The sequence below is a fragment of the Pseudomonas sp. JDS08PS003 genome, from assembly GCF_045013505.1.
Classification (GTDB): Bacteria; Pseudomonadota; Gammaproteobacteria; order Pseudomonadales; family Pseudomonadaceae; genus Aquipseudomonas; species Aquipseudomonas protegens_B.
This window is the reverse complement of sequence record NZ_CP120724.1, coordinates 376,803-389,748: the sequence shown is the minus strand read 5'-3', so window position 1 is coordinate 389,748 and position 12,946 is coordinate 376,803. Positions and strand designations below refer to the sequence as shown.

Below are 12,946 nucleotides of genomic sequence, written 5' to 3'. Positions count from 1 at the left end.
TATTGCGACCGCCATATGAATATTATGATCGTAATTCAAAACAGCATGGAGCTTCAACATGGAGCAGAGCACCCAGACTCAGAACGCCATCCTGCAAGCCGCGCAAGAGACGGAAAAGCCGCGCAAGCGCTCCAAACGCCCTCTGATCGCTGGCGCCATCGCCATGACATTGGTGGCGGTCGGGGTGGGCTGGGTGCTGATGGCGCCTTCAACTGAAGCCACGGACGACGCCTACATCGCTGCCGATGCCACCTCCGTCGCGCCACGGGTTCATGGCCTGGTGACCGAAGTCCTGGTCAAGGACCACCAGACTGTGACTGCCGGACAGCCCCTGGTGCGCATCAACAGCGAAGAGTTCGATAGCCGAGTCGCCCTGGCCGAAGGCGATCTCGCCGACAATCAAGCCCAGGTCGCCCTGGCCCAAGCAGCCCTGACGATCCAGGATGCCGAGCAGCGCCTGGCCAACGCTCGGGTACTGGCGGCCCGCACCTCAATCCGCACCAACCAGGCCGAGTCCAAGCGCGCAGGGGCTGAACGCAACCGTTTCGATACCCTGGTCACGACCGGCGCCGTGGCGCGCAACGAAGTAGAGAAGTACAGCACCCAGGCGATCTCGGCAGAGCAAGGTCTTGCCTATGCCCAGGCCATGCTGCAAGTGGCGGAAAACGACCTTGCCGTCACTTCAGCCCAACGCGAACGCCTGCAGGCGCAGCTGCAAATGGCCAAGGCCAAGGTGGTGACAGCGAAAGCCCGACTGGAGCTGGCGCAACAGGACCTGCGACACACCACGGTCTATGCGCCAATGGATGGCACCGTAGGCAATCGGCAGATTCAAGTAGGGGACTATGTGCAACCGGGCTCACGCATGCTGACCCTGGTGCCGCTGCATGACCTTTATGTACTGGCCAACTTCAAGGAAACCCAGACTCAGCACATGTACCCGGGCCAATCCACCCGCATCAAGATCGATGCCTTGCCGGGCGTGAGCATCGTCGGCACCGTGGAAAGTCTGGCGCCGGGTTCAGGTTCGACCTTCGCCCTGCTGCCCTTTGAACCGGGAACCGGCAACTTCACCAAGATAGTGCAGCGGGTTCCGGTGCGCATTCGCTTCAACGCCGACCAACCGGGTCTCGAGCGCCTGCGACCGGGCCTGTCGGTCACCGCGAAAGTCGACCTGGACGACTCTCAGGATCGGGCCGTAGCCAGCACCCAGACCTCGCTGAAAGTCAGCGCCAACACCCCCGCTCCAGCGCAATGACTGGGTCCGAGAGCTTCACCCACCGCCCCGCTCCAGGCGGCCAGACAGCCCCCGACAGATGGCTCTGTTGGGGGCTGTTTGCTCAGCGCAGATCCTGAAGGTTTTACTCTGCCGTCGATGGTCTTTCCCACAGGTTGATCCGACCCTCTTTGGCGAAATGATCGATTTCCGCCAGTTCCTCCACGGTAAAACTCAGATTCTGCAAGGCTCCGACGTTCTCGATGATCTGCTCCGGCCGGCTCGCCCCAATCAGCGCCGACGTCACCCGCGGATCACGCAGGGTCCACGCCAGGGCCAACTGCGCTAGGCTCTGGCCGCGATTCCTGGCGATCTCGTTGAGGGCCCGCACGTGGGCGATGTTGGCCTCGGACAAATGAGCGGCCTGCAACGAACCACCGCCCGGACGATTGACTCGCGCATCCTCGGGAATGCCATTGAGGTATTTGTCGGTGAGCAGCCCCTGGGCCAGCGGCGTAAAGGCGATGACCCCAACCCCAAGCTCGTCGGTGGTATCCAGCAAATCCTTCTCCACCCAGCGGTTGAGCATGTTGTAGGCCGGCTGATGGATCAGCAGCGGCACCTTCCACTCCTTGAGCAGCGCGGCGATTTCCCGGGTTTTCACCCCGGAGTAGGAAGAAATGCCGATGTACAACGCCTTGCCCTGTTGCACTGCGCTGGCCAGGGCACTGGCGGTTTCCTCCAGCGGGGTATCCGGGTCGAAACGATGGGAATAGAAGATATCCACATAATCCACACCCAGGCGCTGCAGGCTCTGGTCCAGGCTGGCCAGCACATACTTGCGCGAACCTCCGCCCTGGCCGTAAGGCCCTGGCCACATGTCCCAACCGGCCTTGCTGGAGATGATCAACTCATCGCGATAGGCCTTGAAATCTTCCCGCAGCAGCCGGCCGAAATTGATCTCGGCGCTGCCATAGGGCGGCCCATAGTTGTTGGCCAGATCGAAGTGATTGATACCCAGGTCAAAAGCCGTGCGCAGCAAGGCGCGCTGGGTGTCGATGGGCGTGCTGTCGCCAAAGTTGTGCCAAAGCCCCAGGGACAGCGCCGGCAGCACCAGGCCACTGCGGCCGACACGGCGATAGGGAATGGAGTCGTAACGGTTTTCGGCAGCTATGTAAGTCATCGAATCCTCTCTGGGTCAGATCTTTGCAAAACGACTAACGTCGATAAATTCACATTCCTGTAGGAGCCGGCTTGCCGGCGAACAAGCCTTCAAGCCTGGCACCGCCCTAACGAGCACCTTCGTTGGCAAGCCAGCCCCTACAACAAACCGTTGTTACACAAACTGATTCTTCGGCCGTGCCAACCCCAGGTTTTCCCGCAGCGTGCGGCCTTCATATTCAGTTCTGAACAGCCCGCGCCGCTGCAGTTCCGGAATCACCCGGTCGGCAACATCGCGTAACCCGCCAGGCAGATGCGGCACCAGCACATTGAAACCATCGGCCGCGCCCTCCTCGAACCAGGCTTGCAGCTCATCGGCAATCTGCGCGGGCGTACCGATCAGACTGTAATGCCCACGGCCGCCGGCAATCTTGCGCCCTAGCTGGGCCAGGGTCAGGTTGTCCTTGCCGGCCAGTTCGGTGAGCAGCTTCTGGCGGCTCTGCTGACCGCTGTCGGTCAGCGGCAATGGCGGCAAAGGTGCATCCAGCGCAAAACCAGACAAATCGAAATTGCCCAGCATCCGCCCAAGCAGAGCCACCCCCACTTCGGGCTCCACCAGCTCCTGGAAAGATTCGAACTTTTCCCGGGCCTGGTTTTCGCTGTCCCCCACTACCACGAACACCCCGGGCATGATTTTCAGCGATTCCGTACTACGATCGTACTGCTCAAGACGCCCTTTCAGGTCGGCATAAAAGGCCTGTGCGGCGGCCAGGGAGGGCTGCGCAGTGAACACCACTTCAGCAGTCTGGGCCGCCAGCTGACGACCGCTCTCGGAAGAGCCGGCCTGAACGATCACCGGATAACCCTGCGGCGGACGCGCCACATTCAACGGCCCTTTGACCCGAAAGAATTCGCCACGATGCTCCAGTAAATGCTGCTTATTCGGATCGAAATACTCGCCACTGGCCTTGTTCCGGACAAAAGCATCGTCCTCCCAACTGTCCCAGAGCCCGGTGACCACCTGATAGAACTCACGGGCTCTGCGATAACGTTCGGCATGTCCGAAATGTTCGTCACGACCGAAGTTCTGCGCTTCGGCGGCATTGTCGGAAGTCACCAGATTCCACCCCGCCCGCCCCCCTGAAAGATGGTCCAGCGAAGCGAATTTACGTGCTACGTGGTACGGTACGTTATAGCTCGTAGTGCTAGTGGCAATAAGCCCTATACGCTCGGTCACAGCCGCCAGGGCCGAAAGTAAAGTCAAGGGTTCGAAGTAGTCGGAGCGCGCCATGCGGCTGGCGATGGTGCCCGTAGCGGCTGCCAGGCTGTCGGCGACAAACAGTGCATCGAAGCGAGCGGCTTCGGCGATCTGCGCCAGTTCTTTATAGACTGCAAAATCCAGCCCTGCCTGGGCCGGCACATCCGGATGACGCCAGGCGGCAACGTGGTGACCAGTGGCCATAAGAAAGGCGCCGAGCTTGAGCTGGCGAGTGGAACGGGACATGGATCACTCCTTGTTTCATCCTGCAAAAGAGACACCCCAACGCCCACCGTAGGAGCTGGCTTGCCAGCGAAAGCGCCCTCAAGACCTGCGCCCATCTCGCTAGCCCATTCGCCGGCAAGCCGGCTCCTACAACAGCCTGTTGGTGACAGACACAACGGCCGCTATCACCGCCTCCACCGTAGGAGCTGGCTTGCCAGCGAAAGCACCCTCAAGACCTGCGCCCATCTCGCTGACCCATTCGCCGGCAAGCCGGCTCCTACAACGGCAAGGGCATCAGAAGTCTTTGCGCAGCTGTACGCCGAAATAACGTTCGTCATCGCGAGGCACCGCGCGATAGATGTAGTTGCCGCCACTGGCCAGCAAGGGCGAATAGGATTTGTCGGCAAGGTTCTTCCCCAGCAAGGCCACGCGCCAACCGTCGTTGTAATCCGCCAGGGCGATGCTGGCGTTCCAGATACCGTAGGCGCCCTGCCGGGTGTCGAGGTTCTGGCTGATGTCGTACTGCACTTCGCTCTGCCAGCTGTAGTCGGTGCCCAACTCGATATCCAGGCCGTTATCCAGCGGGATGCTGTAGTCGGCCCGTACGTAGCTTTTCCAGTCCGGACTGAAGGGCAAGGGTTTGCCATTGACGTTGCACGAGGCAGCCGCCCCTGGCGGGCAGGCAAACTCGTCGATCCGCGCCCGGGTGTAGGCCAAGGCTCCAGAGAACTTCAGTTGCTGGGTGGCCTGCAAGGCGTAGTCCAATTCGACGCCTTCAGTGCTGACGCTGCCGGCGTTGATCAGCCGAGTCACCACCTGCCCGGCCACGGTGTCGAAGAAGTTGGCCTGGTAGTTGTCGTACTCGCTGTGGAACACCGCCAGATTGGTGGTCAGGCGATTGTTCCAACTGCTGGCCTTGATCCCGGCTTCCCAGGTGTTGGAAGTCTCGGGCTTCAGCGCGTCGGTGTCCCGGGGCTGCATGTTGAAGAAGACGTTGTAGGCCGGCCCCTTGTAGCCTCGGGAATAGGTCAGGTAGCTGGTGATGCTGTCGCTGAGGTCGTATTGCAGCCCCAGGCGACCCGACCAGCCATCTTCGTCCACCGAGCCGGAGCTGCGGGTACCCGGCTGGATACCACTGACCGTGGTGGCCGAAGTCGAGACCCGCCGGTGGTCGTATTTCAGGTCGTCATGGGTCCAGCGCAAGCCGGCAATGCCCCGAAAATCCTCGGTGAAATTCAGCGTGCTTTCACCAAAGACCGCATAGCTGTCATTGGTGGTGCTGTAGTCGGCAATTCCGCGGTTGACGCCAGTGGTCGTGGTCAGGGTGCGCTGGTAGGTCTCCTCGTCCTTGCCATGCATGTAGAACAGGCCACCGACATACTCCAGGAACTGCCCCTTGGGCGACGCCAGGCGCAATTCCTGCGAGTACTGGTTGTAGTCCAGGTCGCCCTTGTCGGCGGTCCCTGGGAAGGCTGCCGTCACGCTCCCGAGTCGGTCGCCATCCTGATACTGGGTGTTGTTCCAGCCACGCCAGGCGGTGATGGAAGTCAGGGTGTAGTCACCCAGATTCCAGTCCAGCTGCCCGGACAAGCCCTTGTTGACGTCCTCCACGTGGGTCCGGGTATCGGTGTTGATATCGCGGTTGTCGCTGCTGGCTCGGACCGGGTTCAGGGCATTGGCGAAGGCCGGAGTCAGGGCCTTGCTGACCACGCCATTGGGCGCGTCGTCATGAGACTGCATGTAGTCCGCGGACAGGGTGAACTTGAGGTCCGCGCCGGGGGTGAACTCCAACTTGCCGCGCACGCCCTTGCGGTTGTAGCCGTTGACCTCCTGGCCGTTGTGGCGGTTATCCACATTGCCGTCGTAGCTGCCGAACAAGGTGGTGACAGAGCCTTTGAGGGTGTCGGGAATCAGGCTGCCGCCAATGCCGAAGCGGGTGCGACTTTCATTGCCGCTGTAGTAGGACTGATCGATGTAGCCGTGGGTCTGGGCAGTGGGGGCTCTGGTGACGATATTCAGCACCCCGGCCGAGGCGTTCTTGCCGAACAGGGTGCCCTGGGGACCGCGCAGCACCTCGATCCGTTCCAGGTCCAGCAAATCCAGGGTGGCCTGCCCGGGCCGGCCGTAAACCACACCGTCAATCACCGTGGCCACCGTCGGCTCGACCCCGGGCGACGTGGAAATAGTGCCCACGCCGCGGATGAACAGCGAAGTGTCCTTGTTCGAAGCACCGGTACGAAAATTCAGCGATGGCACCTGCTGCACGATGCTCGCCACGCCGTTGCGATTGTCCCGCTCCAACTGCTCGCCATCCACCACCGAAACCGCCACTGGCACTTTCTGCAGCGACTCTTCGCGGCGGGTGGCGGTGACCGTCACCGACTTCAGCGTCGGCTCCTGATCCTGCGCCGTTACCGCGCTTTGGGCGGCGTAGGCCCCCGGTAACGGCACCGCAGCCAACCCCGCCAATAGCCAGCCCAGATGTGGACGAAATGGCGTAGCGGCACGAATCGATTGCCGGAGCCTGAACTGTTCCCCAAGAAAATTCTGCATGCTGCACCTGCTGGAAAATGCCCCGAACCGCTGCCGATCTGCGCCGGCAGCGCCTGAAATCTGTCTTGGGCATTCGCTCGAGCGAGTAGCAGACATGGCGCCTTGTTAGCGCTAACATCGCCAGTATCGACAAGCACTTCATAGAGCGTCCAATACTGAAAAATTACTTTTATATGCCTTTTGGTTCAGTCCAAGGAAAGCGCTCATGACCACTGACCCAACGCCTGTGCGCAAGCGCCGCGGCGCCGGCCGCGTGACCCTGAACACCGTGGCCCGCCAAGCCGGGGTTTCGGCGATCACCGTATCGCGCTACTTCAACCAGCCGGACAGCGTCTCCCCCGAACGCCGGGAACGCATCGCCGCCGTGGTGGCCGAACTCGGCTATGTGCCCAATCTGGTGGCCGGCGGGCTGGCGTCGGCCCGGGGCAGGATCGTCGCCATGGTCATTCCGAACATTTCCGGACCGATCTTCGCCCAGACCATCCAGGGCTTCAGCGACACCCTCAGCCGCCATGGCTATCAGTTGCTGCTGGCGTCCAGCTACTTCGACGCGAAACAGGAAGAAAGCGCGGTACGGGCCTTTCTCGGCTGGTCGCCGGCGGCTCTGGTGCTGACCAGCCACTTCCACAGCCCGGGCACGGAAAAAATGCTCGCCGAAACCGAGATCCCGCTGATCGAAACCTGGGATTACCAGCCACAGCGCCAGCCCATGCAGATAGGTTTTTCCCACTTTCAGGTGGGGGTCAGCGCGGTTCGCCACCTGCACGCCAAGGGCTATCGGCGTATCGCCTTCGTGCAGAACAGCGCGCCTGGCGATTTCAGCGCCCTTGAACGGCGCGACGGCTACCTGGCGACGCTGGCCGAGCTTAAGTTGCCGTCCCGGGTGTTCGCCCCGGATGCCGACCGTGCCCCCTTCGAGGCCGGAAAACAGGCCATGGAAACCCTGATGGACGGCTCAGAGCGCCCCGACGCGATCATCTTCGCCAACGACAATCTGGCCGCTGGCGGCCTCCTGGCGGGGCAACGAGCCGGGCTGAGGATTCCCGAAGAATGCGCGGTGCTGGGCTTTGGCGACTACCCCTTTGCCGAGATGCTGCTGCCAAGCCTGAGCACCATCAAACCACCGGCACTGGAAATCGGCGTATTGGCCGCAACCCGGGTCCTGGAGAGTCTCGGGGTACTGCCAACCCATGGCGAAGTGCAGCGCCTGAACCTGCTGCAATGCCAGGTGATCGAGCGTGAAAGCACCTAGCCTCAGGCCGACAGTTCGCGCAGCGCCGCGGCAGCCAGGAACCCGGAGCGCGAGCGGTAGCGCTGGTCACGCTTGACCGTCTGGTCGATGCGCTCCAGCAGGTGTTCCGGCAGGGTGGCATTGAAGCGCACCGACTTGCCGAAATACGGCGTCACGTCGAACTCCACCACGCCCCATACGCCCCCGACGTAGTCGGGGTTATCCAGGTGATCATCGATCTCGTGCACCTGAGGCAAGGGCTCGCCGTCCGCCTCAATCTTGCCGACCATCTCCCGACAGCGCATAACCCTGCCCTGTGGATACCGAACCATCAGGCACCTTATCCAACCAAGCACGCCGAGATACACACTGTACACACTTGGTTAATCAATACGCAGATAGCCCAATGCCTGCTCGTGAGCACAGGAGACGGCTTGCCGACCAAGAGACCCGTCTCGTTGCATCAGATGCTCTGATTTGCCACCTATGCTCCATGAACAGGCCGGCAAACACTCTGTGCCGGCTGGCGCGACATCGTCCGACCGCTCCTGCAGGAGACGCTTTCCATGCACACCACCATCATCATCACCTTCGGCCTGATTCTGCTGGCGCTGCTGCTGTTTATCGGCGAACGACTGGGCTTTGCCCGACAGACATTGAGCTATGGATTTATCGGATTGTGGCTGGCGTTGACGGTGATCAACGGCGCAGTGGGGATGGTCACCGCCCATCAGCCCCTGAGATCGGAGCTGATGGTCGGCAGCCTGGTGTTTGCGGTGCCGGTACTGGCCCTGGTGCTCTACCTACTGTTCACCAGGGCCTGAGCACCTGGCTCAGCGCACCAGATGCAGGAACTGCATGTGGCGTTCGTACTGGTCGAGGATGTCGTTGATGATCTGCTCCTTGGTGTAGCCCATCAGATCGTAGTCCTGACTGCCCTCGGCCAGGTGCACCTCGGCCCGGTAGTAACGGCGGTTGCGCAGCTCTTTGGGGCCCATGCCGCCACGGGCGAAGGACGGGGTGAAGTACCCGCGCATCTGCACCTGATAGATGAACGGATGCTGGTCGCCATGGCCGATTTCCAGGCTGACATTGTCATTGGCCGGGTCCGGCTGGGTCACCACGTTCAGGCCTTTCTCGACGAACACCGCGGTTACCTCTTCGATGGCCGGGCGCACCGTCTGATCGAGGAAGCGATACACCTCGTCACGGGACGGGAAATGCACCGCCTGGCTCAAGCGCTGGCGCCAACCGCCCTTGCCCCGTCGCGAAGGCGCTACCGGTGCCAGGGAATGCAGTTGGGCGATACGCCGCTGGGACTCCAGGTAGAACGCCTTGTGCAACCCCCACATCATCAACAGCAGAATCAGCGAGAACGGCAGCGAGGTCAGCACCACCGCCGACTTCAGCGAGTCGATGCTGCCGGCGAACAACAGCGCACTGGTGACCAGGGCGGTCATCGCGCCCCAGAACACCCGCAGCCATTTCGGCCCATCCTCATCAGCGTTGCCGCCTTTGGCCGACAGGGTCGAGAGCACCACAGTGCCGGAGTCCGCCGAGGTGACGAAGAACACGAAGCTGATGAACACCGTGACCGCGATCACGGTCTTGCTCCAGGGATAGGTTTCCAGCAACAGGTAGAGGGTCATCGACGGGTTGTCGATGGCCGACATGCCCAGGGCACTCATGCCGTGGTTGAGCACCTGGTCGATGGCGCTGTTACCGAAGATCGACATCCACGCCAGGGTGAAACCCAGGGGAATCAACAGCACGCCGAAGACGAACTCACGAATAGTCCGGCCACGGGAAATCCGCGCGATGAACAGGCCCACGAACGGCGACCATGCAATCCACCAGGCCCAGTAGAACACCGTCCAGCCGCCCAGCCAGTCGCTGGGCTTGTTATAGGCATAGACGTCGAAACTCTTGGTCGGCAGAGCACCCAGGTAGTCCCCAAGATTCTGGATCAGGGTGTTGAGCAGGTGCTGGGTGGGGCCGGCGAACAGCACGAACAGCAGCAGCGCCACCGCTAGCAGCATGTTGATGTCGGACATCACCCGCACGCCCTTGTCGACTCCCGACACCGCAACAATGATCGCCGCCCCCATCATCAAGGTGATCAGGCCGACCTGAATCCACTGGGTGTGGGCAATGCCAAACAGGTAGTCGAGACCGGAGTTCAGGTGCAGCACGCCAAAGCCCATGTCGGCGCCCAGGCCGAACACCGTGGCGATGATGCCGAAGCCGTCCACCGCGTAGCCGATAGGACCGTTGATGCGCTTGCCGATCAGCGGATACAGCGCCGAACGCAGAGCCAGCGGCAGGTTATGCCGGTAGGCGAAATAGGCCAGGGCCATGCCAACGAACGCGAACACCCCCCAGCCATGCAGCCCCCAGTGCAGAAACAGCAACTGCATGCCCTGACGTGCCGCCTCGGCAGTGCCGGCCTCGCCCTGGGGCGGTTGCAGCATATGGGTCAGGGGCTCGGAGACGCAGAAGAAGAACAGGGTAATGCTGATCCCGGCGGCGAACAGCATGCCGGCCCAGGACAGGTAACTGAACTCGGGTTCGTCGTGGTCGGCACCGAGCTTGATCTTGCCGTAGCCGGACAAGGCGGTGACCACCACGAAGACCAGGTACAGGGTCATCGCCAGCATGTAGTACCAGCCGACCGTGTTGGCCGCCCAGTTTTGCGCCGCCAGGAGCCAGGCGCCGGCCTGTTCCGGCATGGAAATCACCACCACGCCGAAGATCAGGATAAAGCTCGCGGCGAAGTAGAACACCGGAGGGTTCATGCGAATCAGAGTATTCGCGGAGGTGGATGGCGCACTCATGAAGGGTGCACCTCGAAGGGATGAAACATGGCTGAAATGTACGGACTCAGCAAAGGCAAGCCTCCTGTTGTGAGCGGGCAGCGAACCACCGGTTTAACTTGAACGAGCGTTCAAGTTAAACATGGATAGGCGCTCGAGGACTAATCGCAGGGCTCAGCGGTACTGTCAGTACGCTAGCTCAAGGAAGGGTATGACGTATGTCGCACGCAATCGTTCCGCCCGAAAAAGCCCCTGCTCGGAAACGGCCTCACACCCGTAGGAGCCGGCTTGCCGGCGAAGAGGCCGGCAAGTCCTGCATCGCTCTCAGGGACGCCTTCGCTGGCAAGCCAGCTCCTACACAAGCCAGCGCCTACTTCTGCGAGCCGTCGTCGTGCTGCAGGTTGGCTTGGGTCAGGTTGCAACCGGCCGGCACGCTGCGGGTCAGCCAGACGTTGCCGCCAATGGTCGAGCCCTTGCCGATGGTGATGCGCCCCAGGATGGTCGCGCCGGCATAGATCACCACATCGTCCTCGACGATCGGGTGGCGCGGGTGGCCCTTCTGCAACTGGCCATCTTCGTCCGCCGGGAAGCGCTTGGCGCCCAGGGTCACCGCCTGGTAGATACGCACCCGCTCGCCGATGATCGCGGTCTCGCCGATCACCACGCCCGTGCCATGGTCGATGAAGAAGCTGCGGCCGATCTGCGCCCCGGGGTGAATGTCGATGCCGGTGGCCGAGTGAGCGATTTCCGAGCTGATCCGCGCCAGCAACGGCAGGCCGGCGCGATACAGATGGTGCGCCAGGCGGTGGTGAATCACCGCCAGGATGCCCGGGTAGCACAGCAGCACTTCATCCACACTGCGGGCCGCCGGGTCACCGTGGTAGGCCGCCAGCACGTCGGTGTCCAGCAACACCCGCAGGCCCGGCAGGGCCAGGGCGAAATCCTGGATCAGGCGGATCGCCCTGGCGTTGACCTCGGCGTCCGCCTCGCCGTTCTGCCGCGCCACATAACGCAGCTCCAGGCGCGCCTGAGCCAGCAAGGCATTGAGCGCCGCGTCCAGGGTGTGGCCGACGTAAAAGTCTTCACTCTCTTCGCGCAAGTCCACCGGCCCCAGGCGCATGGGGAACAGAGCACCGCACAGGGCTTCCAGGATCTCCGCCATGGCCGCTCGCGACGGCAATTCGCGCCCACCCTGCTCGCCACTGACCCGACCGTTGCGGGTACGCCACTGATCACGGGCATCACGCAATTGCCCCACGATGGTCTGCAATTGCCAATGGCTGGAACGCTCGCTCACGATAAGACTCCTTACTCGGGCAGCCGGACAATCTGGCCGCGCAAACGGCGATCACTTTACGCCCCGCCAGGGCCGCGCTTAAGAACTAATTGTGTGGCTTCAAGCACTTTTTCGCATAAGCGATTGGCGGTTGCCCGGGCAAATATCGCTGCCTATAGTCCTTGCACCTTCCCTGTTCCGTGCGGACTCATGATCAAACAACAGCTTGCCCGCTTTAACCGTCTCGACCTGCTCGGTTCTACCACCGCCCTGGAAAAACTCGAACGCCTGTCAGCCTGGATCGGACGCGACATCTACGTCAAACGCGACGACACCACACCCCTGGCCATGGGCGGCAACAAGTTGCGCAAGCTCGAATACCTGGCCGCCGACGCCCTGGCCCAGGGTGCCGATACCCTGATTACCGCCGGCGCCCTGCAGTCCAACCACGTGCGCCAGACCGCGGCCCTGGCCGCCAAGCTGGGGCTGGGCTGCGTGGCCCTGCTGGAAAACCCCATCGGCACCGAAGACCCCAACTACCTGGGCAACGGCAACCGCCTGCTGCTGGACCTGTTCGACGCCAAGGTCGAATTGGTGGAAAACCTCGACCAGGCTGATGAACAGTTGCACGCTCTGGCCGCGCGCCTGCGCAGCAACGGCAAGAAACCCTACGTTGTGCCCATCGGCGGCTCCAATGCCCTGGGCGCCCTGGGTTACGTGCGTGCCGGCCTGGAACTGGCACAGCAGATCGAAGACAGCGGCCTGGAGTTTGCCGCGGTGGTGCTGGCCTCCGGCAGCGCCGGCACCCACAGCGGCCTGGCCCTGGCCTTGAGCGAAGTACTGCCGCAACTGCCGGTGATCGGCGTGACCGTGTCCCGCAGCGACGAGGACCAACGGCCCAAGGTCCAGGGCCTGGCCGAACGCACCGCCGAACTGCTGGGAGTGAAGCTGCCCGAGGCTTTCAACGTGCAGTTGTGGGACGAGTACTTCGCTCCCCGTTACGGCGAACCCAATGCCGGGACCCTGGCGGCGGTCAAGCTGCTGGCCAGCCAGGAAGGCCTGCTGCTGGACCCGGTATACACCGGCAAGGCCATGGCCGGCTTGCTGGACGGCGTCGGTCGCCAGCGTTTCAACGAAGGTCCGATCATCTTCCTGCACACCGGTGGAGCCCCCGCCCTGTTCGCCTATGCCGGCGCCTTCGCCTGATCCTTTG

General features: G+C 62.2%; 9 protein-coding genes and 1 pseudogene. 4 read left to right on the top strand and 6 right to left on the bottom strand.

The genetic code is table 11. The features are described 5' to 3' along the window. The first annotated feature begins 58 nt into the window (after window positions 1-58). Complete coding sequence (locus P7C00_RS01790; RefSeq protein WP_404938039.1) at window positions 59-1,258, top strand: HlyD family secretion protein; 1,200 nt, start codon at window positions 59-61, stop codon at window positions 1,256-1,258. Window positions 1,259-1,361: 103 nt separating this feature from the next. Here P7C00_RS01790 and mgrA read toward each other — a convergent pair whose 3' ends face one another. The 3 genes from mgrA to P7C00_RS01775 form a co-directional block, all read right to left on the bottom strand. Beyond that, entirely contained in the window at window positions 1,362-2,399 is a 1,038-nt protein-coding gene (gene mgrA, locus P7C00_RS01785) for an L-glyceraldehyde 3-phosphate reductase (protein WP_346634107.1), read from the bottom strand. 153 nt (window positions 2,400-2,552) lie between these two features. Then, window positions 2,553-3,881 carry an LLM class flavin-dependent oxidoreductase gene (locus P7C00_RS01780; protein WP_346634106.1) on the bottom strand — a complete coding sequence of 443 codons (1,329 nt, stop codon included), beginning with the start codon at window positions 3,879-3,881 and terminating at the stop codon, window positions 2,553-2,555. A gap of 273 nt (window positions 3,882-4,154) precedes the next feature. Then, window positions 4,155-6,413 (bottom strand): TonB-dependent receptor, encoded by a 2,259-nt coding sequence (locus tag P7C00_RS01775; protein ID WP_346634105.1) that lies wholly within the window; start codon window positions 6,411-6,413, stop codon window positions 4,155-4,157. Between the two features lie 205 nt (window positions 6,414-6,618). Between P7C00_RS01775 and P7C00_RS01770 the strand changes: the two genes are divergently transcribed. Further along, entirely contained in the window at window positions 6,619-7,665 is a 1,047-nt protein-coding gene (locus P7C00_RS01770; protein ID WP_346634104.1) for a LacI family DNA-binding transcriptional regulator, read from the top strand. 2 nt (window positions 7,666-7,667) lie between these two features. On the opposite strand, the pseudogene P7C00_RS01765 reads toward P7C00_RS01770, so the two are convergent. Further along, window positions 7,668-7,916: pseudogene (locus P7C00_RS01765) on the bottom strand (type II toxin-antitoxin system HicB family antitoxin); the annotation flags it as partial. A gap of 294 nt (window positions 7,917-8,210) precedes the next feature. Between P7C00_RS01765 and P7C00_RS01760 the strand changes: the two are divergent. Next, a complete protein-coding gene (locus P7C00_RS01760; RefSeq protein ID WP_346634103.1) occupies window positions 8,211-8,468 on the top strand; it encodes a hypothetical protein in 258 nt (85 codons plus the stop codon). 9 nt (window positions 8,469-8,477) lie between these two features. On the opposite strand, the gene betT is transcribed toward P7C00_RS01760, so the two are convergent. After that, window positions 8,478-10,439: a choline transporter BetT gene (betT, locus tag P7C00_RS01755; protein ID WP_185073422.1), complete on the bottom strand. Its 1,962-nt coding sequence runs from the start codon at window positions 10,437-10,439 to the stop codon at window positions 8,478-8,480. 388 nt (window positions 10,440-10,827) lie between these two features. Beyond that, window positions 10,828-11,754 carry a serine O-acetyltransferase EpsC gene (gene epsC / locus P7C00_RS01750; protein WP_041115170.1) on the bottom strand — a complete coding sequence of 309 codons (927 nt, stop codon included), beginning with the start codon at window positions 11,752-11,754 and terminating at the stop codon, window positions 10,828-10,830. A gap of 189 nt (window positions 11,755-11,943) precedes the next feature. Here epsC and P7C00_RS01745 point away from each other — a divergent pair, with 189 nt between their 5' ends. Next, on the top strand, window positions 11,944-12,939 hold the full coding sequence (locus P7C00_RS01745; protein WP_346634102.1) for a D-cysteine desulfhydrase: 996 nt from the start codon (window positions 11,944-11,946) through the stop codon (window positions 12,937-12,939). Window positions 12,940-12,946: the final 7 nt, after the last annotated feature.

Coding starts and splice junctions, on each gene's coding strand:
- P7C00_RS01790 (WP_404938039.1), top strand. CDS start 59: ATGGAGCAGAGCACCCAGACTCAGAACGCCATCCTGCAAGCCGCGCAA.
- mgrA (WP_346634107.1), bottom strand. CDS start 2,399: ATGACTTACATAGCTGCCGAAAACCGTTACGACTCCATTCCCTATCGC.
- P7C00_RS01780 (WP_346634106.1), bottom strand. CDS start 3,881: ATGTCCCGTTCCACTCGCCAGCTCAAGCTCGGCGCCTTTCTTATGGCC.
- P7C00_RS01775 (WP_346634105.1), bottom strand. CDS start 6,413: ATGCAGAATTTTCTTGGGGAACAGTTCAGGCTCCGGCAATCGATTCGT.
- P7C00_RS01770 (WP_346634104.1), top strand. CDS start 6,619: ATGACCACTGACCCAACGCCTGTGCGCAAGCGCCGCGGCGCCGGCCGC.
- P7C00_RS01760 (WP_346634103.1), top strand. CDS start 8,211: ATGCACACCACCATCATCATCACCTTCGGCCTGATTCTGCTGGCGCTG.
- betT (WP_185073422.1), bottom strand. CDS start 10,439: ATGAACCCTCCGGTGTTCTACTTCGCCGCGAGCTTTATCCTGATCTTC.
- P7C00_RS01745 (WP_346634102.1), top strand. CDS start 11,944: ATGATCAAACAACAGCTTGCCCGCTTTAACCGTCTCGACCTGCTCGGT.